Genomic DNA, 19,510 nt, shown 5'->3' on the forward strand with positions numbered 1-19,510 from the left:
GGCCGCCCGATCACCCGCCGCCAGGGGTGGGGAGCGGCGGCACCGAGATCGCGTAAGGGGACGAAAACGGCGGCGCCGCGGCGCCAGCGGGCGCGTCGCCCGCGAGGGCGGCGGCAGGTTGGCCGAGATCGTGGGTTGCGACGATTTCCTGCCACAGGAGGAAAACGCTCCGCCCGGTCTCCTCGGCGACGAGACAATGGCCAGCCCCATCCAATACGGTCAGTGCCGCGTCTGCCACGCCGCGTACCCGCTCGCATGCAGCGTCGATCGCCTGCAAACACGCGGCGAGCTGATCGAGCGCGCGCAAATGCGCGTGCTGCATCATCTGATCGAGCCGCAAGACGCGCAGCCCCTCGGCGGAAACCGCGATCGGTTCGCGGCCGAGTTCGAAAAACACCGACACGACCGGGAGCATCCCCTGGATGAGGGAGAGGATGGCGCGCGCCTCATCGAGATCGCACGCCACCAATCGACGGGTTTCGGCATCATGCGCGGCCGGGGCGCTGCCGTAACGGGCGCCGGCATGGGAGGACTCCGGGGCGACGCCGGGGGCGAACGTCGCCGCGATTTCCGCCTCGAGCCAGCGACGGATCTCAGGCGGTGCCGCGCGAATCTGCTCGGGGAGCAGGGTGATGCCGATCATGTTTCGTCTCTCCTCAGCCGGCCGCCTTGACTTCGATTTTCTTCGGCGCAGCGAGCGCCGTTTTCGGCATGGTCACGCGCAGAACCCCGTTGGCGAATTCGGCGGAGATCTTGTCGCGATCGACGCTTTCGGGCAGCAGGAACGAGCGCTGGAAGGCACCATAGCTGCGCTCGGTGAGGTGAAAGTTCTCATCTTTTTCCTCGCGTTCCTGGCGCTTCTCGCCCTTGATCGCGAGCGTATCGCCGGTCAGTGAAAGCTCGACGTCCTTTTCCGTCATCCCCGGCAGTTCGGCGCTGAGCGTGAACGCGGTTTCGTTCTCGGTAATATCGACGGCAGGGGATGGGAGCGTGAACGGCGAATCGAAGCGCGCGCCAGCGAAGGGCGCAAGGCCGAAGCCGTTGGCGAAGCGGTCGAACATCCGCTCGATTTCCGAGCGGAAGGGGCGCCAGACATCGACCGTCGCGCCCGGCGCGGCGGCGGTCTGCTTCACAGGGACGGATGTCGTTGCCATCACTTATCATCTCCTTCAGGGTTGGTGTTAACGGCGGGAAACGGGTCTCGCACGGCGGGGGCTGGTGCGAAGCGTCGGCAGATCAGCCGCCGCCCCCAACCGCGCCTGGCCCGTCACGGTGGTGCCCGGGGCGCATCCATTGCGCGAGATGCGGCACGAGCGCCTCGTCAGGAACCTTGGTCAGATCTTTGAGGAGCGTGCCGACAACCCGCCGGCGGGCGGCCTCGCCGAGATGCTCGCGGATCGTCGCCATCACATGCGCCGGCGCGACCAGGAGGAGATCATCGAAGCCACCCGCCGCTTCGACCTCGGTGATCTGCTCGGCGAGCGAAGCGGCGAAACGCTCCTTGGCCATCTCGTGCGGGTCATGGCGCGGCGTCTCGGCGTGGTGGGCGGAGGCGCCGCTGTGGAACGAGGCGCCGGGGCGGTCACGGGCCAGTTCTGCGGCGCGTCGATGCGCGAGGGTCGAATCGAGCGCGCTCTCACTGTGGAGCGCCTGATCTGCCGCCGGGCGCACCAAGCGCGCATGCTCTCCATCGGCGATGAGGATGAGAAGACGGCGCTGGGACATCGCGGCACCTCGCCCTGAATGATCCAACCGTGCGTGCCGCGAACTCTGCGCCACGGGCACTCACGTTTCATTGATTTGGGTCAAATCACGCGGCGAAGCGGCGCTGAGCTTGCACGCTTGCGTCGCGTGGAGGTCCGGGCCGGAATCGAACCGGCATACGCGGATTTGCAGTCCGCTGCATCACCACTCTGCCACCGGACCCTCTGGGCGGCCGCTCTTTGGGCGGGAGCTATATCGGGCGCGAGGGCGGTGGTGGTCAAGTCCGCGCGTGGGACGGGTTGCCCGGGAGGCTTGGCGAGCGGCGCGAGCGGCTATAGAAGGGCCGGGACAGGCTACGCCGCCGCACCGCGCGTGTCCTTGAGGATCGGAATTTTGCCCATGGATGTTGCCGCCGCTGATTTTTCCGTCCGCCGTGCCGTCATGGTCGATGGGCTACTCCGTCCCAATAAGGTCACGGATCCGCGTCTCCTCAAAGCCGCGCGCGAGCTGCCGCGCGAGCGCTTCCTGCCGGAGGATCGGCGCGAACTCGCCTATCTCGATGCCGATGCGCCGCTCGGTGGCGGGCGGGTTCTGCCGCAAGCTTTGATCACCGTCCGGCTGATCCAGCTCGCCTCCCCGCAGGCGGGGGAGAAGGCGCTGGTGATCGGCGCTGGCACCGGCTATGGCGCGGCACTGCTCGCCGCCTGCGGCGCCCATGTCACCGCCTTGGAGGAAGACCCAGCGCTCATCGCGATCGCCCGCCCGGCTCTCGCCACCTACGCTCCCGCCGTTCGCCTGGTCACCGGCCCGCTCACCGCCGGCTATGCGAACGGCGCGCCCTGGGATGTGATCCTGATCGACGGCGCCATCGCTACCCTGCCGCCGGCGATCGGCGAACAATTGAAGCGGGAGACCGGCCGGTTGGTCGCTGTGATGCAGCCGCCAGGGCCGCAGGCGATGGCCCATGTCGGCCACGCTGTGCTCGCCGAGCGCAGTGCCGCGGGCCTTGCGATGCGTCCGGCCTTCGATGCGGCGACCGCGGTTCTGCCCGGCTTCACCCCTACCCCCGCCTTTGTCTTCTGAGCCCTCCTGACTTCAGCCCCGGGCAAACGTCTATTCCCGGCGGGTTCTGACGGCGTGCCGCTCTATCTCGACTTGGTTGACAAGAGCGCGAGCCGCCCCGCCGGCATCAATGATAGGCTCACGCGGCGCGCCATCTCAGGGCATTGAACAGCCTTGTCCTCATCCCACCCCGAGCGCCGCCTCGGCGGTGCGGACGGCCTGGAGGGGCAGTGCTGCGCGGCCGACGACTTGGCCGCCGATATAGGCAAGCCAGTCCGCACCGGCCGGGGGAGCGGGCCGGAGCTGCACGATGCGGGCCTCGGTATCGAGGGCGACGGCCTGATAGAGCCGCCAGCCGGCATGAAGCGGCCCCTGTAAACGAACGACGCGGGCAATCGTCTCGCCCGCGTCGTCACACCCAATCCATTCGAGGGTGCGGGCTTCCCCGCCCTCCTCGTCGCGCCGCCCCCGCATCCAGTGCAGACGGGGCGTTGGCACTAGATGCCCGCCATCAGGCGCTTTTGGCCATGATCTCGTCCGCGATGTTGCGTGGCACGGGATCGTAATGGTGGAACTGCATGGTGAAGGATGCGCGCCCCTTGGTCATGCTGCGAAGGTCGGAAATATAGCCGAACATTTCCTTCAAGGGAACATGGGCGCGGACAATGATCGTCGAGCCCGAGCTTTCCTGGTTCTGGATCATGCCGCGGCGGCGGTTGATATCGCCGACCACATCGCCGACATGGTCCTGCGGCGTCGTGATCTCGACATCCATGATCGGCTCGAGGATGATCGGGCTCGCCTTTTTCATCCCCTCGCGGAAACAGGCCTTGGCGGCGATTTCGAAGGCCAACGCACTCGAATCGACGTCATGATACTTGCCATCGACGAGGGTGTATTTGAAATCGACGGTTGGGAACCCGGCCAACACCCCGGTTTCGGCCTGCACGCGGATGCCTTTTTCGACCGCCGGGATGTATTCGCGCGGCACCGCGCCGCCGACCACCTTGTTTTCGAAGACGATGCCGCCGTTGCGCTCTAGCGGCTCGAAAATCACCTTGACCTCGGCGTATTGGCCAGAGCCGCCGGACTGCTTCTTGTGGGTGTAGATTTCGGTGTGCGGGCGGGTGATGGTTTCGCGATAGGCGACCTGCGGCGCGCCGATATTGGCCTCGACGCCATATTCGCGCTTCAGCCGGTCGATGATGATTTCGAGATGCAGCTCGCCCATGCCGGAGAGGATGGTCTGGCCGCTCTCCTGATCGGTGCGGAGACGCAGCGAGGGGTCTTCGCCTGCGAGCTTTTGCAGGCCGATGGTCATTTTCTCGACCGATTCCTTGGTCCGCGGTTCGACCGAGATGTCGATCACCGGCACCGGGAAGGCCATGCGCTCCAGCACCACCGGGTCGTTCGCGGCGGCGAGGGTATCGCCGGTCATGGTGTCCTTGAGGCCGACGAAGGCGGCGATGTCGCCGGCCGAAACCTCCTTGATCTCGGCGCGTTTGTCGGCGTGCATCTGAAACATCCGGCCGATGCGTTCCTTGTGCCCGCGCGTGGTGTTGAGCACGGTGTCGCCCGAGCGGAGGGTTCCGGCATAAACCCGCACGAAGGTCAGGGTGCCGTATTTGTCGTTGATGATCTTGAAGGCGAGGCCGGCGAAGGGGGCGTTCGGGTCGGCCTTGATGCGGCGGCGCTCGGCATGCTCGTCCTCACCTTCCTCGGCGGCGACCTTGATGCCAGGGACATCGACCGGTGAAGGGAGGTAATCGAGCACGGCGTCAAGCAGCGGCTGCACCCCCTTGTTCTTAAAGGCGGTGCCGCACAGCACGGGGCGGAAGGCGCCGCTGATGGTGCCGGCCTTGATGCAGCGCTTGAGGGTTTCCACCGCGACGTCGCCAGACTCGAAATACTCCTCCATCGCCGCGTCATCGACCGAGAGCGCGGTATCGAGCAGCGTTTGGCGATGCTCTTTCGCCTTCTCGACGAGATCGGCGGGGATCGGGGCGTCGTGATACTTGGCGCCAAGCTCGCCGCCCTCCCAGATGATCGCCTTCATCTCGACGAGATCGACGACACCGACGAACTGGTCCTCGGTGCCGATCGGGAGTTGCAGCGGCAGCGCAACGATGTCGAGCTTTTCCTTGAGGGTGTCGAAGGCGCGATAGAAATCAGCGCCGGTGCGGTCGAGCTTGTTGATGAAGATGATGCGCGGGACGTTGTAACGGTCGGCGAGGCGCCAATTGGTCTCCGATTGCGGCTGCACGCCGGCGACGCCCTCGATGATGAACACCGCGCCATCGAGCACGCGGAGCGAACGGTTGACCTCGATGTTGAAATCGATATGGCCGGGGGTGTCGATGATGTTGATGCGGTGGTTCTTCCACTCACACGTCACCGCGGCGGAGGTGATGGTGATGCCGCGCTCGCGCTCCTGCTCCATGTAATCGGTCGTGGTGTTGCCGTCATGCACCTCGCCGATTTTGTGCGAAACCCCCGTGTAATAGAGGATGCGCTCGGTGGTGGTGGTCTTGCCCGCGTCGATATGCGCGGTGATCCCGATATTGCGGATCTTTTCAAGCGGCGTTTCAGACACGAGCGGCCTCCATACCACAACGGGCGCGGCGAGGCCCCTGCCCCGCGCGCCCGATCTCCTTCGGTTTATAGCCGATCGGAATCCGCTTGCCCAGCCTTTTCCGATCCGACCCGCGCGGATATGGCGGAGCGACGCGGGTTTGGCAAGCCGGGGCGATCAGAACCCCGCCTGCGCCAGCGCCGTCAGCACCGCTTCCGGCCGCTCCGCACCGACCAGATGACCGCAGGCGGGGATCAGCACCCGGTGCAGCGCCGCAGCAGCGGTGAGGCCAGCCGCGAAGGCATCGGCATAGACCGGCGGGATCAGCCGGTCGCTCTCGCCCCAGATCAGGAGCGTGCGGGCGCGGATGCGGTAAAGCCGGTCGGCAAGGCCACGATCGGGGATGGGAAACAGCAATTTGCCGGCCATGCCGAGCTGGCGGGCGTTCCGCACCAGAAAGCCGATCAGGAATTGTGGGTCTTCGAGGTTGAGCCCACCGGTCAGCAGCCGCTCGCCGAGCGCGACATCGTGGAACAAGAGCGCCGGCAAGTGATGGGGCAGCATCGCGAAGAGATCGGGAATCGGATGCTCGTCGCGCCACAAGCCAGCCGGGGCGATGAGCGCGAGCGCCTCGACCTCGCGCGGCGCGATCGCGGCCATTTCGGCGGCAATCATCCCGCCCATCGAATGCCCGACCAGAAGCGGTCGCGCGAGGCCGAGCGCATCGATGACATCGAACCCATGCAGCGTGACATCCAGCATCTCGCGCAGTTCTGGGGCGTCCTCGCTCGCGCCGAAGCCGGGGAGCAGCGGCGCATGCACGCGATAGCGCGCGGCGAGATGGCGAAGCAGCGGGTCATCGGCGGTGAGCCCGCCGGCGCCGTGGAGAAAAACCAGGTCGCGGCCGGCGCCGCCTTCGAGAACGGCGACGCGGCGCTCGCGGAGGGTGATCGCGCGCTCGGTAATCATGGCGAAACCTCCGCGTCGCACGCCGGGGCCGCCGCAAAGCCGCGGGCGAGCGGCGCCGGCGTTACCGGATTTTCCAGAGGGTGGCACCAAAATCGGTCATCCCCGGCATAATCCGGCCACATCCCGCGCAAAGCCGGCATCACCCGCTCGGCGAACAACCGGGTCGAATACATGGTTTTTTCGTTCGGCATATTCCCGACATGGAGAAGGCAGAAAATATTGCCGACACGTAGCCCGCGGATCAGATCCTCCATGCGCTGGCGCACCGTCTCCGGGCTGCCAGCGATGACATGGCCGCCCTCGATCAGCTCCTTCCAGGTCATCGGCTGATAGCGGAACCGGGCGCCATATTGCGCGAGCGCCCCGGACTGGATGGTCTTGATCGTGCGATAGCCCGGGGCGTCGGCGAAACCGGGGAAAATATGCAGGCAACGATTATAGAAATAGAGCACATGCTCGGCATAGAGCCGCTCGGCCTCGGCATCGGTTTCGGCGACGCAAATGGTCTGCGCGAAGCCGGCGCGATAGGGCGAGGAATCCGGCGTGTTGCGTTGTGCCACCCGCTCCCAATACCCCTCCATCAGGGCGCGGGCGCGGAGATAGCCAGAAAAGCTCAAGTAAGAATAAGAATAGGTGTTGTCGATGCAGAAATCATAGGTCTCGACCGAGCCGCCGCCAGGAATGTGGATCGGCGGATGGGGCTTTTGCAGCGGCCGCGGCCAGAGATTGACGTAGCGGAGCTTGGTGTAGCGCCCATTGAAGGCAAAGGGCTCGGGCTCACGCCAGGCGCGCATGATCAGCTCATGCGCCTCGGCGTATTTCTCGCGCGTGAGCGCCGGGATCTGGCCATAGCAGTAATTGGTGTCCATCGAGGTGCCGACGGGAAAGCCGGCGACGAGGCGTCCGCCGGAAATCACGTCGAGCATGGCGAATTCCTCGGCAACCCGCACCGGCGGATTATAAAGCGCGATGGAATTGCCGAGCACGACGATCGCGGCATCGCGGGTGCGCCGCGCCAGCGCCGCGGCGATCAGATTCGGCGAGGGCATCAGCCCGTAGCCGTTCTGGTGATGCTCGTTGCAGCCGATGCCATCAAAGCCGAGGCTCGCCGCGTATTCGAGCTGATCGAGATAGGTGTTGTAGACCTCGTGGCCGCGCCTCGGCTCGAACAAGCGGCTATCGATATCGACCCAGACCGAGCGGTATCGTTCGCGGAAATCATCCGGCAGGTCCGGCCAGGGCATCAGATTGAACCAGGTAAAGCGCATAACGTTCCCCGCGTGCTGTGATCATGTCCCAGGGCGCGATAGCAAAGCCGCCGCGCCTGAGCTGGTCGATCTGCTTGTTGTTAGGCTGCCAGGATCAGCAGGCCGAAAGCAAGAGCGTAATGCTATGGGACGATGGTTTCCAAGCTCATGGCGCGCGCGGGCTGGACGGCGCGGCGCTCTCGCTAAGCGGCGGCGGGAACGAGGCGCTTGCCGCAGCGCCGCGAAAGGGCGATCGCGCTCCGGTCCACCACGCGTTCGAATGGAACCGCGACGAGGAAGGTCGCCGCGAGGCCGACCACGAGCGCAAGGCAGGCCGCTGCCCCCTGTCCAATCCATCCCACGGCCATCGTGAACGCAGCGCAACCAAGCTCCCGCATGATGGGAAAATGCAGCAGGTAAATCGCGAAGGACAATTTCCCGAGCCATTGCGCGAGCCGGCTACGGAGCAAGCCATGCAGCTCTGGCAGGAGCAGAACCGCAACAAAGATCAAGACCGCGGCGCATTCCTGGCTGAGCGAAAACCAGGCAAAAGGGTGAACGAGGGCGCGGGCGGCATCGGTCTCTTGTAGCCAGCGCAGCGCGGGCAGCCATCCGCCATACTCGACCCAAATCCCAACCGCGACCAGCGCAACGCCCAGCGCACGCCGCCCGCGGCACGCGATCAGGGTCGGGAACCAGGGGCTGCGGGCCATCAAGGACAGCACGCTGCCAAGAGCAAAGAGATTGAGCGCATTCACGCCGATGAACCACGCGCAAAGCATCAGCGCGACGCTGTGAAGCCAAGTATGCCGCGCGCGCAGCCAAACCAGCACGAGAACCAGGGCCGAGCCCCAGAGTTCGAGATGGAGACTCCAGGATGGCGGATCGACCGACGCCGACCAATGCGGCAGAAATCGGGCCGCGGGCCCGAACAGCGTGGTTTCCGCGGACCCCGTGATCAAGGAGAGGCCCGACATATCGGCAAGTGCCTGCGCTGGGGTGATCGGCTGCAGTCCGGCGAGCCACGACGATCCCGACAACGCCGCCGCGGCTGGCGCCTGCCCCGGCCACGCCGCCGTGAGCAACACCGCGAAAGCGCTGGCAACGGCGGCCGGAAGACCGAGCCGAACGGCGCGACGCGCAAGACCTGAGATGAGAGCATGCGGCTGCCGCTCGAAACTCGGCGTCAGCACGAATCCTGACATCACAAGAAAAATGAACACCGCGAAATTGCCGTCCGCCAGAATCCCGAAACGCGCGAGCGAAGCGGGCAGGAACGCCAAGGTGTAATGCTGAAAGACGACTTGCATGGCCGCGAGCCCGCGCAGGCCATCGAGGTATTTTTCTCGGCTCCCCGCTATCTCCATGATCGCCGCCTCTTTTGCGCCGGGCGCACGACAAGCGGCCCACATTTTCGTTCGCCTGCGCTGCAAATAAAGAACCCGCCGCGTGTTGGCGCGGCGGGTTTGGAAGAGAGTGGAGAAACGACGTCAGCCGATATGGATATGGCTGGTCGAGATGCTGCTGACACCGGCAACGGTAATCTGGGTGTTGTCCGACAAGGTGATCACAGTATTTGTGGTGCCACCGGCGCCGCTGACCGTGGTTTGCGTCGGCTGGGAAGTGCCGTAATTGTAGAGATCGATCTGATCGTTGTTGTTCCAGCCGTTGATCAAATCGTTGCCGGCCACCCCGTTGCTAACGAATTGGAAGAAATTGGTGCCCGAACCACCATCCATCGTCGTATCACCGGCAACGTTGATGAAGTAATTGTAGTAGGAGCCGCCCATCAGCGTCGCCGCGTTGCCGGCGCCGGCAACGTTGAACAGAATATTGGCGCCGGTGCTGCCGCTGGCGTTCAGCGTGGTGTTGCCCGAAGTGGCAGCGAGAATGTTACCGATCCCGCCGCCGGTGAGGGAAATGTCGCCGCCGGTGCCAGCAAAGGCAAGGACGGTGTTCATGCCCGAGCCGACATTGACCGTGTCAACGCCGTTTTCAGAGAGCATGGTGAAGGCGCCGGCACCGGAATTGTACATGCCATTGCCGTTCATGGCGAAGACGGTCGTATTGCCGAGCCCGGCGGTGAAGGTGCTGGCGGCGCCACCGCTGACGGTGACGTTGTTGACGAAAACCATCGAGCCAGACTCGGAAGCGCTTCCCATATAGGTGCCACCGCCGGCATTGGCAAAGATGGTCTCGGGTCCAGCCCCGCCCATCACCGTCCCGGCGCCGCTATTATCGACCACCGTCAAGGTGCCGGAGCCACCATTGACAAGGGCGTTATTGCCGCTGGAGCCGTAGAGGTAGACGGTATCCTGACCGTTGCCGGCATTGATGGTGTCGGCACCATAGGAAGCGAGCGTATCAGCGCCAGTGCCGAGATAGAGCGTGTTGGCCTGACCGCTGCTGGTCTGGATCATATCGTTGCCGGAACCGGCGATGACGGTATTATTGCCCGTTCCGTCAAAGAGGAGGGTCCAATTGCCGCCGGCGGCCGAGGGGCCAAAGAATGTATTATTGCCGCCTGCCGCTGCGAGCGAGCCCGATTCGCCCTTGCCGGCATAGAACGTCATATTGCCCGAGCCGGAGACGATGCTTTCATTCCCCCCGCTATTGCCGGCGATGGTGGTGTTGCCGGTCGCGAGATTGGAAACGCCGTTGAAACCGGACGCGAGCGTGATCGTGCCCCCGGTGATGCTGCTGTTCAGGGTCGGATTGACGACGAAAATGCTCGGCTGCGTCGGGTTGGAGGAGGGCGCAGACGGGTTGAGGCTGGTGTAGAGATTTGTCGACGCGAAGGTCGTGGCGAAACTGGAGAGGAGCGTATTTTGGAACGACGCGTTGTCGGTCGTGTTAAAATTCAGATTCTGAAACGTACCGTTGCCTGCCGGCACTGATACAGCGGTCATCGCGCCATTCCTTCTACTCTTCCTGGTCACTCAATACCCGCGACAACCATCGAAAGCAAGAATTTTTTTGCCTGCAAATTACGCCACTTCCCGAAATTTTTTCGGTTTGTTAACGCACTCTCACGCGTCAATGCCGCGCAGCCGTCACGCGACGACCGGCGCCCGGCCAGGCCGATACTCTCCAGGTTGACGGCGGCAGGGCCATTTGTTATTGCGACTTATTCGCAATATTAATAAGCCCCAATCAATCAAACGCTCGCGACCAGGAGATCCGCCATGCCCGAAACCGCGCCCCACCCCCGTTTGCGCCTCTCGGCGCTCGCCGCCGCGGGCACTCTTCTCGTCGCCACGCGACTATTGGCGGCGGCGCCAGACAGTTTCCTCGCCCGGCTCCATCACCATGTCACCCTCGCCTCCACCGTCCCCGAGAACGGCGACCAAAACCCCTATGCCATCGCCATCGCGCCGGTCTCGGCCGGCAAAATCCAGAAAAACGACGTTCTCGTCGATAATTTCAACGACAAGAACAATCTCCAAGGCCTCGGCACCACCATCGTCCGCTATCGCCCCGGCGATAAAAGCCTCGCCCTGTTCGCGTCCCTGCCGCGAGACCTCGCGGGCTGCCCGGGCGGGGTCGGGTTGACCACGGCGATGACCATGCTGCGTTCAGGCCACGTCATCGTCGGCAGTCTCCCGAGCCATGACGGCACCACCGCGACCAAGGGCCAGGGCTGCCTGATCGCGCTCAGCCCCGAAGGCGCGGTCGAGACCGTCATCACCAGCGCGCCTATCAATGGCCCGTGGGGCAACATGGCGGTGATCGATCGCGGCGACAGCGCAACATTGTTTCTGAGCAATACCGGTTTCGATGTTGGTGCCCCGAGCGATGACGCGCCGGTGGTCCACAAGGCCAATGTGCTCCGCCTCGATCTCTCCCTCGCCCCGGGGAAGGCGCCGGCGGTGACGCGGGAGACGGTGATCGGCGAGGGTTTCGGCGAGCAGGCCGACAAGGGCGTCTTCGTCATCGGCCCGACTGGCCTTGCCCTCGGCGCCGACGGCACGCTCTATGTCTCGGATGCGATCGGCAACCGCATCACCGCCATCGCCGACGCCGCGACCCGCTCGACCAGCGCCGGCACCGGGCGCGAGGTGACCAAGGATGGCCTGCTCAAGCGTCCGCTGGCGCTGGCGATGACGCCGGGCGGCCATCTTCTCGTCACCAACGGGCTCAATGGCCAGGTGGTGGAAATCGACCCCCAGAGCGGGCGGCAGCTCGGCGCGCAATGGTTCGACGCCGACAAGGCGCAGACCCCGCCCGGCAACGGCGATCTTTTCGGCCTCGCCCTGACCCCGGAGGGCGACGGGCTCTATTACGTCGAGGACGACATGAACACGCTGGTGCTGGCGCGATGAGAGAGGCGACTGGCGGCTGCCCCTTTGCCTCCCGCCGCACGCTGCTCGCCGCGACCGCAGGCTTGGCGGGCGCCATCCTCGGCCGGCGGGCAGGTGCCGAGGCGGCGCCCGCCGCCGCCCCGGCGTCCGATCGGCTGCCGTTTCGCGGCGCCCATCAGGCCGGGATTCTGACGCCGCAACAGACCCATACCTATTTCGCGGCGTTCGATGTGACGACGCGAGATCGCACCGAGCTGATCGCTCTCCTGCGTCGCTGGACGGATGCCGCCGAGCGCCTCACCGCGGGGCAAACCGCGGCGCCCTTGGGCACCGATGCGAGCCAGCCCGGCGCCGATTCGGGTGAAGCGTTGGGGCTCGGCCCGGCGCGCCTTACGCTCACCTTCGGCTTCGGGCCGGATTTGTTCGAGCATGACGGCGTCGACCGCTTCGGGCTTGCCGCGCACCGGCCGGCGCCACTCGTTGCGTTGCCGCGCTTCAACGGCGATCAGCTCGTGCCTGAGCGTTCGGGTGGCGATCTTTCGCTCCAAGCCTGTGCCGATGATCCGCAAGTGGCGTTCCATGCCGTCCGCCAACTCGCCCGGCTTGCTTACGGGACGGCGCAACTCCGCTGGGTGCAGGCCGGATTCCTGCCGCGCACCCCGGCCGGGGAAACGCCGCGCAACCTGATGGGGTTCAAGGACGGCACCAACAACCCCGTCGGCGATGACGCCGCTTCGGTGGTCTGGGCCGGCGCCGAGGCCCCGCCCTGGCTGCAAGGCGGCAGCTATCTCGTCGTCCGGCGCATCCGCATCGCGCTCGAGCATTGGGACCGCACCGAGGTCGATTTCCAAGAGCAGACCATCGGCCGGCACAAATATTCCGGGGCACCCCTCGGCGCCAAAGACGAATTCGCTCCGCTGCCGCTCGCGGCAAACGATGCCGACGGCAATCCGGTGATCGCCGAGAACGCCCATGTCCGTCTCGGCGCGGCGGCGAGCACCGGTGGCGCGCGCATCCTCCGCCGTGGTTACGCCTATGACGATGGGGTCAATTTCACCGCCGAACGCTGGCCGCCCTGGCGCCAGGGGCTGGAATATGATGCCGGCCTGTTCTTTCTCGCCTATCAGCGCGACCCGCAGGCGGGCTTCATCCGGATTTTCGAGACCATGGCGAAGCTCGATGCGCTCAACCAGTTCACCACCCACACCGCGAGCGCGCTCTTTGCCTGCCCGCGCGGCGTAGCCGAAGGCGAATTCATCGGCGAGGCTTTGTTCGCCGCGACGTAACATGGCGGGCGGGGCTGCGTTTGTCCGCGGCGTTTCGCCGTTGCGCCACGCCTCGGACTATCCTTCCGGCATCACCGGCTGAAGCCGCCCGCCTTGGCGGAACGGCGCGATCTTGCGGGTGAGACCCGTCTTGTCATCGGTCTCGACGAAGAGGCCGCAGAGCGTCGCCTCGCCTTCCGCCGGTTGCAGCTTCTCGCCCGGCACCTTGCGCCAGAACCGCGCCACCGCCGCTTCTTTCTTCATGCCGATGACGCTGTCGTAATCGCCGCACATGCCGAGATCGCTCTGATAGCCGGTGCCGCCGGGAAGGATCTGAGCGTCTGCCGTCGGGCAATGGGTGTGGGTGCCGACGACGAGCGAGACCTTGCCATCGAAACTATGGGCAAACGCCATTTTCTCGCTCGTCGCCTCGGCGTGGAAATCGATCACGATCGCCTGCGCCCCTGCCCCCAGCACCTGCCGGCCGAGCGCCTCGGCGGCGGCGCGGAAAGGGCAATCGAGCAATTCCATGAAGAGGCGCCCCATGAGGTTCATCACCACCGCCCGCCGGCCATCGGCGAGCGTGACCTCGGCAACCCCGGCGCCAGGCGTTCCCGGCGGGTAGTTGAGCGGGCGGATCAGGCGCGGGGTTTGCGCGATATAGGGGATGATTTCCTTGCGGTCCCAGGAGTGATTGCCGAGCGTCAACACATCCGCGCCGGCGGCGAACAAAGCCGCCGCCATGTCCGGCGCGAGGCCGAAGCCGTGCGAGGCGTTTTCGGCGTTGACGAGGACGAGATCGAGGGCAAGCGTCCGGCGCAGCGCCGGCAGCGCCGCGATCGCCGCCTCCCGCCCGCTGCGGCCGACCAGATCGCCGAGAAAAAGAATGCGCATCGCCTATTCCGTTTTCCTACAAAAAATCACTTCGCGCTCGGTCGCGACCGCGTCGAGAACCTCATCGAACGGGCCGGCGGGCACGTGCGCCATCTCTTGCGCGGCATAGGCGCAGCCGATCCGCCGCGCGCCGGGAAGTGCGGCGAGACTGCGGTCATAATACCCGGCGCCGTAGCCAAGGCGGTTGCCGGCGCGATCGAATGCGAGCAGCGGGATGAACAGAATCTCCGGCGCGAGCGCCGGGCCATCGGGGTGAGAGGTGCCAAACCGCCCGGGAAGCAGCGCCGCGCCCGGCTGCCAGCGGCGGAAAATCAGCGGCAAGCCACGGCGCGGCGTCTCCGGCAATACGATCGGATGGCCTCGCTCGGCGAGCGCAAACAGCAGCGGGCGGATATCGATTTCGTCGCCGATCGGCCAGAATCCGGCAACCACCGCAGCCGCGGGCAAGGGAATTTCGCGGAGGACGATCTCGGCAAGCGCCGCGCCGCGCGTGCGATCGGCGCCGGCGCGCCGGGCAAGCGCGCGCGCGCGGGCTTCGCGCTTGGCCGCGAGCAGCGCGCGATCCGCCGCCTCGCCGCTCATCTCGCGCGCACGGCAAACCAAAGGGGGGAAGCGCGAAGCCGCCATGGCCGTTGGCGTATCATCCTCCCAAGGCCTGCGTGTGCAGGTGGGCACCGGATATCGAGACCACGATCCCGACAGAGCCAGCTCCCGGGAGGAATGCTTACTGGCCCCGGGGATGAGTTGCCTGACGCACCGGGCAGCTCCGCACCCATCACTTTAGGGATGGTTGAGCGAATCGGCAATCTCCTCGGCGCGCGCCGCCAAGTGCTCGAGGCGCTTGCTCAACCCTCGGCTGGCGGCCGCCTGGGCGCCCGCGTCAGGCGCGACCGCCTGGGCAAGCTCGGCCTTGAGGTCATGCAGTTCATCGGCCATCACGAGGGCGACGAGCAGCAAAAGCCGCGCCTCGCCACTCTGGCCGCCGAGCGCCTTGATTTGGCTGATCCGCTGCTCGACCTCCTCCGCCATCGCCTGCAGATGCCCCTCCTGGCCGTCCTCGCAGCCGACGGTGTAGACATAGCCGTTGATGCGCAGCGTGACCTGGGCCATATCGCTCTCCTGTGTCTTCTCAACCGCCGGTTTCAGCGAGAACCGAACGCAGCCGCGCGATCAGTTGGTCGAGTCCGGCGGCGAGAGCGGCGGACGCGGGATGCGCAGTCGCTGGCGCCTGCGGCGCCGCGGTGTTGTTTTGCGCAGCAAGAGCCGGGTTATTGTTTTGCGCGGCGAGCGCCGCGACGCGCGTGAGCGCGGCCTCAAGGCGCGCCAGCGCGGCTTCGGCGTTCGGATCAGACTCGGCCATCGCCTTCTCCGGGTTGCAAGGTCACTTGAGTTTCAACCCCTGAACGGCTTGATCGTCAAGCAATGATTCGCGCCCGCCCTGGCGATTCCCGCGTTCTGCCGCCGGCCATCGTCGTCACCAGCCTCGACGCGGCCGAAGCGGCGCTGGCGCCGGGCCTCGCCGTCACCTTGCTGTCGCTGCCCGGCGCCGCGCTCAGCATGGGCGCGCCGTGGTGGCGGGCCCTGATCGCCACGGCTACCGACGCCTTCCCAGCGACCGCCATGATCGATGTGATCGACTGCGCGGCAAGCCCCGGCGCGGCGCTCGCAGCCCTTCGCGCCGGCGCAAAGCGCCTCGTGCTGGCGCCCGAGACGCCGGCACAGGCGGTGATCGCGCGGGCGGCGGCGGAATGCGGGGCAGAACTCCTCGCCTGCCGCCCCCCTGCCCTCACGCTGCCGCCCGATCCGTTTTCCCCGCGAGCGCGCGCCTTGATCGCCGCCTGGCTGATGACAGAAGATCCCCGCCCAATGCGCTAACGGCCAACGCAACCCGCGCGAAAGAGGGAGGCTGCAGCGGGGAATCGAAATGCTGGCCCGCTCACAGCCGCCGCTAACTCAGCACCCTCCGTCCCAAGGCGGGGTTATACCAGCCAGCCGAAAGAATGACACGTCGCTTGAAGACGGTTGGCTGGTATCTTTTTGATGTTGCGCGCAGCCGCCACACCAACCCTGCGCGCATACCGGTCAGCGATTTCGCTGACCGGTATTACATCGCATAATTCATGGACGACGAGCTCTCACCCTCTAGAGCGCGATCGGTTTAAGAGTCCCTTTCAAAACCTTCCCTCCAGAGCCCGGAGGGCGATGAGGGAGCAAGCGATGCTTGTAAACGCGCTGTGGATATCGATGCGCCGCTCGTAGCGGATGGTGAGACGCCGGAAGCGATTGAGCCAGGCGAAGGTGCGTTCGATGACCCAGCGATAGCGGCCGAGACGCTCGCTGGTCTCGACGCCGCGCCGGGCGATGCGCGGCGTGATGCCTCGCTGCCGGCAGGCGCGGCGGCAGCGGCGATGATCATAGGCCTTGTCCGCGTGCAGCTTTCTCGGCCTGCGCCGCGGCCGGCCGCGCTTGCCGCGGATCGCTGGGATCGCATCGAGCATCTGCTCGAAGGGCACGCTGTCATGCACATTGGCCCCGGTCAGGGCGAACGTGAGCGGGATACCGTGACGGTCCGTGACGAGGTGGCGTTTCGTGCCGGGACGGCCCCGATCGGTCGGGTTCGGCCCGGTCGCGGCACCCCCTTTTTTGCCGCGATGGCGGAACTGTCCAGCGCGGCCCGGCTCCAGTCGATGCGGTTGGCGTCTTGCAAGCGGCGCAGCAACTCGCGGTGCAACCGCTCCCAAACGCCGGCCGCTTGCCAGTCGCGCAGGCGCCGCCAGCAGGTTACCCCAGAGCCGCAGCCCATCTCGCGAGGCAACATCTCCCAGGGAATGCCGCTGCGTAGCACAAACAGAATGCCCGTCAGCGCGGCGCGTGCCGAGATCGGCGGCCGGCCACCCTTTGGCCGCGGGCGCGGCGGAGGGAGCAAGGGTTCGAGGATCGACCACAGGCTGTCGGAGAGTTGGGGCGCGGGCATGCCCCTTCATGAATCAAATTGAATCAAGGTACAAGCGGTTTTGAAAGGGGCTCTAAGTCGATCACGCTCTACCCCTATTTTTTGGCGAGCAAGTTGGCCGGTTTTGATTGAACAGGATGGTTCAATCAAAACCTACCTTGCTCTCGCGCGCTCAGGCTGCCTGCATCGCCTCGAGGAAGCTCTCGACCTCGGTCCGCAGCGTGCCGGATTGCTGCGCGAGGTCGGCGGCGGCGGCCAGCACCTCTGACGAGCGGGCGCGGGTTTCGCCGACCGCGGCACTGACCTCGCCGATATTCTCTGTCACCTCGCCGGTGCCGTGTGCCGCCTGCTGCACGGCGCGGGCGATTTCCTGGGTCGTTGCCCCCTGCTCCTCGACCGCGGCGGCGATGGCGGCGGCGATTTCGTCGAGCCGCTGGATGGTCGCGCTCACGGCGCGCAGCGTGGTGACGGCGGTCTTGGTCTCGTCCTGCATGGTCGCGATCTGCGTGGAGATTTCCTCCGTCGCGCGGGCGGTCTGGCTCGCCAGCGTCTTGACCTCGTTCGCGACCACGGCAAAGCCGCGCCCGGCCTCGCCCGCCCGCGCCGCCTCGATGGTGGCGTTGAGCGCCAGCAGATTGGTGTGGGCGGCGATGTCGCCGATCAGCCGGACGACGCCGCCGATGCGGCTCGCCTGATCGTTGAGGCTGACGACGCAGCGATCGGTCGCCTCCGCCTTGCTCACCGCATCCGAGGCGATGCGGGCGCTTTCGGCGACGCTGCGGCTGATTTCGCTGACCGAGGCGGCCATCTGCTCAGCGCTTGCGGCCACCGCCTGGACGTTGCCGGCGGCCTCGCGCGAGGCGCTGGCCACCGCCTCCGCCCGCGTCCCGGTATCGGCGGCGAGACTGTTCAGAACATTGGCCGCATCCCGCATCTCACCAGCCGAGCGGCCGAGAGCGGCGGCGATCTCGCCAACCGAATTCTTGAACCGTTCGGCAAGGCGCGCCTCGCGCGTGACCGGAACAATGGTCAGCATCGGGCCGAAGAAGCGGCCATCGGCGCTTTTCAATGCCGATGCCTGGATATCGAGCGTCTCGGCGCCGACCGCGATGCGCTCGCGATAAGGGAGCGACGCGGCATCGCCGTTGAGCGCTGCCTCCAGCCCTGGCGTGCGGGCAAAACGCGAGAGACTCTGCCCGGCGAGGGCATCGGCACGCAGATCGAGGATGTCGGCGATCGGCGCCAGAACGTCGCGCGCCGCCGGGCTCGCATACGAGATCGTATGCGCGTTGGCAGCGTCGGCGACGAGGACGCTGAGCGGCAATTGATCGAGGATCTGGCGCTGCAGAAACGCCTGTTCAGCGGTCTGGCGCAGCCGCTCCAGCGCTTGCGCCATGCGGCCGATTTCGTCGCGTCGCCCGGCATATCCGATGGTCATCCCGGTCTCGCCCGCGGCGAGGCGAGCGAGCATCGCGGTCATGACGCCGATCGGCCGGGCGATGGCGCGCGCGGTCAGCGTCGAGGTGACGATCAGGATCGCGGTGATGCCAACCGCGACGGCGATCAACGTCCGCCGCAGCCCCGCCCTGGCGCGCAGCGCCTCCGCCCGCGCCGCTTCCGCCTGGCGGGTGACATCGGCGTCGGCGGCCTCGAGGCTGGCGCGCGCCGCGGCGCTCTTGGCCGCGAAATCATGAGCGAGGAACTGCGCCGCGGCGGCGGTTTGGCTGACGATTTCGGCGCTGGTCGCGAGAATGGCATCGCCGCTCTGCTCCATGGCGGCGAAGGCAGCCGCGGCGTCCTTGGAGACGCCCTCATCATGCGCCGCATGCAGCAGCGCTTGCGCGATCTTGGTGTTGAGCTGCGTCGCTTTCGCCGCCGCCTCGTCCCCGGTGTTCATGGCGAGGAGGGCGGCGTTGCCGGCATCGATCACCGCGCGTTGATAGCGGGTCAGCCGCGCCTTGTTGCGATCGGCGGCTTCCGGCGTGAGATCCTCGAGATGCATCCGATCCAGCGTCACCGAAACCAGTTGGTTGATCGCCGCGAGCTGCGGCAAAAGCCCCTGCTCACGGCGGTCGAGCAGCGCCGCGCGGGCAGCCAGCACGTGGCCGATGGCGTCGGCCTCGGCCGCATTGTCGGCAGCGGCCTTGGCGAAGGCGGCATTGCTGGCCGAATTTCCCGCGAAACCTGCCGCCAACCCCTCGCTGAGCGATGCCAGCTCGGCCTTGGCGGCGGTGATTTGCGGCATGGTTTGGAGCAGGGCAATGCGCGCGGCGAGAGCGTCGAGATCGTGGCGGCGCTGGCCAGCCAGGTCGATCACCGCCTTGGCGGCAACCGCCTCCGACGCCTCGGCATCCAGGCGCTCGAGCCGCGCAAGGCCAGAAAACATCGAAACCGCGAGGCCGCCGAGCAGGAGTAGCGCGCAGGCCGCCGACAGCGCGAGTTTCCCGCCGATCGAGAGATTCCTTAAAGCCATCAGCATCGTCGTAATCACCCCTTCCACGAACCACCGGCGGGGATTAACCCATTTCCGCCTTAAATAAGGC

At 66.2% G+C, this 19,510-nt stretch carries 18 protein-coding genes, 1 tRNA gene, 1 other RNA gene and 1 pseudogene; 4 read left to right on the plus strand and 17 right to left on the minus strand.

Annotated elements, in window-relative coordinates; all coding sequences use genetic code 11:
• Window positions 1-10: 10 nt before the first annotated feature.
• From DEF76_RS19330 to DEF76_RS10095, 4 genes are all read right to left on the minus strand, one after another.
• On the minus strand, window positions 11-643 hold the full coding sequence (locus DEF76_RS19330; RefSeq protein WP_162800590.1) for a hypothetical protein: 633 nt from the start codon (window positions 641-643) through the stop codon (window positions 11-13).
• 13 nt (window positions 644-656) lie between these two features.
• Complete coding sequence (locus DEF76_RS10085) at window positions 657-1,154, minus strand: Hsp20/alpha crystallin family protein (RefSeq protein ID WP_114912227.1); 498 nt, start codon at window positions 1,152-1,154, stop codon at window positions 657-659.
• An 82-nt stretch (window positions 1,155-1,236) separates the two neighbouring features.
• Window positions 1,237-1,725 (minus strand): host attachment protein, encoded by a 489-nt coding sequence (locus DEF76_RS10090; protein ID WP_114912228.1) that lies wholly within the window; start codon window positions 1,723-1,725, stop codon window positions 1,237-1,239.
• 127 nt (window positions 1,726-1,852) lie between these two features.
• Window positions 1,853-1,926: transfer RNA gene (locus DEF76_RS10095), tRNA-Cys, on the minus strand.
• 177 nt (window positions 1,927-2,103) lie between these two features.
• Between DEF76_RS10095 and DEF76_RS10100 the strand changes: the two genes are divergently transcribed.
• Entirely contained in the window at window positions 2,104-2,787 is a 684-nt protein-coding gene (locus tag DEF76_RS10100) for a protein-L-isoaspartate O-methyltransferase family protein (protein WP_114912229.1), read from the plus strand.
• Between the two features lie 159 nt (window positions 2,788-2,946).
• On the opposite strand, the gene DEF76_RS10105 is transcribed toward DEF76_RS10100, so the two are convergent.
• The 6 genes from DEF76_RS10105 to DEF76_RS10130 all read right to left on the minus strand — a co-directional run bounded on the left by DEF76_RS10105 (window position 2,947) and on the right by DEF76_RS10130 (window position 10,463).
• Window positions 2,947-3,264 carry a hypothetical protein gene (locus DEF76_RS10105; protein WP_240318970.1) on the minus strand — a complete coding sequence of 106 codons (318 nt, stop codon included), beginning with the start codon at window positions 3,262-3,264 and terminating at the stop codon, window positions 2,947-2,949.
• A gap of 13 nt (window positions 3,265-3,277) precedes the next feature.
• On the minus strand, window positions 3,278-5,359 hold the full coding sequence (gene fusA / locus DEF76_RS10110; RefSeq protein ID WP_114912231.1) for an elongation factor G: 2,082 nt from the start codon (window positions 5,357-5,359) through the stop codon (window positions 3,278-3,280).
• 156 nt (window positions 5,360-5,515) lie between these two features.
• A complete protein-coding gene (locus DEF76_RS10115; RefSeq protein WP_114912232.1) occupies window positions 5,516-6,307 on the minus strand; it encodes an alpha/beta fold hydrolase in 792 nt (263 codons plus the stop codon).
• Complete coding sequence (locus tag DEF76_RS10120; RefSeq protein ID WP_205215977.1) at window positions 6,304-7,551, minus strand: LLM class flavin-dependent oxidoreductase; 1,248 nt, start codon at window positions 7,549-7,551, stop codon at window positions 6,304-6,306. The genes DEF76_RS10115 and DEF76_RS10120 overlap by 4 nt, the downstream gene beginning before the upstream one ends.
• 206 nt (window positions 7,552-7,757) lie before the next feature.
• Window positions 7,758-8,921 (minus strand): acyltransferase family protein, encoded by a 1,164-nt coding sequence (locus DEF76_RS10125; protein ID WP_162800591.1) that lies wholly within the window; start codon window positions 8,919-8,921, stop codon window positions 7,758-7,760.
• Between the two features lie 123 nt (window positions 8,922-9,044).
• Window positions 9,045-10,463 carry a beta strand repeat-containing protein gene (locus DEF76_RS10130; protein WP_162800592.1) on the minus strand — a complete coding sequence of 473 codons (1,419 nt, stop codon included), beginning with the start codon at window positions 10,461-10,463 and terminating at the stop codon, window positions 9,045-9,047.
• A gap of 276 nt (window positions 10,464-10,739) precedes the next feature.
• Here DEF76_RS10130 and DEF76_RS10135 point away from each other — a divergent pair, with 276 nt between their 5' ends.
• Both DEF76_RS10135 and efeB read left to right on the plus strand, forming a co-directional pair.
• Entirely contained in the window at window positions 10,740-11,876 is a 1,137-nt protein-coding gene (locus DEF76_RS10135; protein ID WP_114912236.1) for an NHL repeat-containing protein, read from the plus strand.
• The gene (gene efeB, locus DEF76_RS10140; protein ID WP_114912237.1) at window positions 11,873-13,141 is read left to right on the plus strand and encodes an iron uptake transporter deferrochelatase/peroxidase subunit; all 1,269 of its coding nucleotides are present in this window, start codon (window positions 11,873-11,875) and stop codon (window positions 13,139-13,141) included. Before DEF76_RS10135 ends, efeB begins: the two co-directional genes overlap by 4 nt.
• 57 nt (window positions 13,142-13,198) lie before the next feature.
• On the opposite strand, the gene DEF76_RS10145 is transcribed toward efeB, so the two are convergent.
• From DEF76_RS10145 to DEF76_RS10165, 5 genes are all read right to left on the minus strand, one after another.
• A complete protein-coding gene (locus DEF76_RS10145; RefSeq protein ID WP_114912238.1) occupies window positions 13,199-14,014 on the minus strand; it encodes a TIGR00282 family metallophosphoesterase in 816 nt (271 codons plus the stop codon).
• 3 nt (window positions 14,015-14,017) lie between these two features.
• A complete protein-coding gene (locus DEF76_RS10150) occupies window positions 14,018-14,641 on the minus strand; it encodes a 5-formyltetrahydrofolate cyclo-ligase (RefSeq protein ID WP_240318971.1) in 624 nt (207 codons plus the stop codon).
• Window positions 14,628-14,784, minus strand: a non-coding RNA gene (ssrS, locus tag DEF76_RS10155) — 6S RNA. The genes DEF76_RS10150 and ssrS overlap by 14 nt, the downstream gene beginning before the upstream one ends.
• Before the next feature lie 10 nt (window positions 14,785-14,794).
• A complete protein-coding gene (locus DEF76_RS10160) occupies window positions 14,795-15,124 on the minus strand; it encodes a cell division protein ZapA (protein WP_114912239.1) in 330 nt (109 codons plus the stop codon).
• 19 nt (window positions 15,125-15,143) lie between these two features.
• Complete coding sequence (locus DEF76_RS10165; RefSeq protein ID WP_114912240.1) at window positions 15,144-15,374, minus strand: hypothetical protein; 231 nt, start codon at window positions 15,372-15,374, stop codon at window positions 15,144-15,146.
• Between the two features lie 62 nt (window positions 15,375-15,436).
• Here DEF76_RS10165 and DEF76_RS10170 point away from each other — a divergent pair, with 62 nt between their 5' ends.
• On the plus strand, window positions 15,437-15,889 hold the full coding sequence (locus DEF76_RS10170; RefSeq protein ID WP_114912241.1) for a hypothetical protein: 453 nt from the start codon (window positions 15,437-15,439) through the stop codon (window positions 15,887-15,889).
• 380 nt (window positions 15,890-16,269) lie between these two features.
• On the opposite strand, the pseudogene DEF76_RS10175 reads toward DEF76_RS10170, so the two are convergent.
• A pseudogene (locus DEF76_RS10175) lies at window positions 16,270-16,988 on the minus strand (IS5 family transposase); the annotation flags it as partial.
• A 151-nt stretch (window positions 16,989-17,139) separates the two neighbouring features.
• Window positions 17,140-19,467 carry a methyl-accepting chemotaxis protein gene (locus DEF76_RS19905; protein ID WP_240318972.1) on the minus strand — a complete coding sequence of 776 codons (2,328 nt, stop codon included), beginning with the start codon at window positions 19,465-19,467 and terminating at the stop codon, window positions 17,140-17,142.
• Window positions 19,468-19,510 lie beyond the last annotated feature (43 nt).

Source organism: Acidibrevibacterium fodinaquatile (assembly GCF_003352165.1).
Classification (GTDB): Bacteria; Pseudomonadota; Alphaproteobacteria; order Acetobacterales; family Acetobacteraceae; genus Acidibrevibacterium; species Acidibrevibacterium fodinaquatile.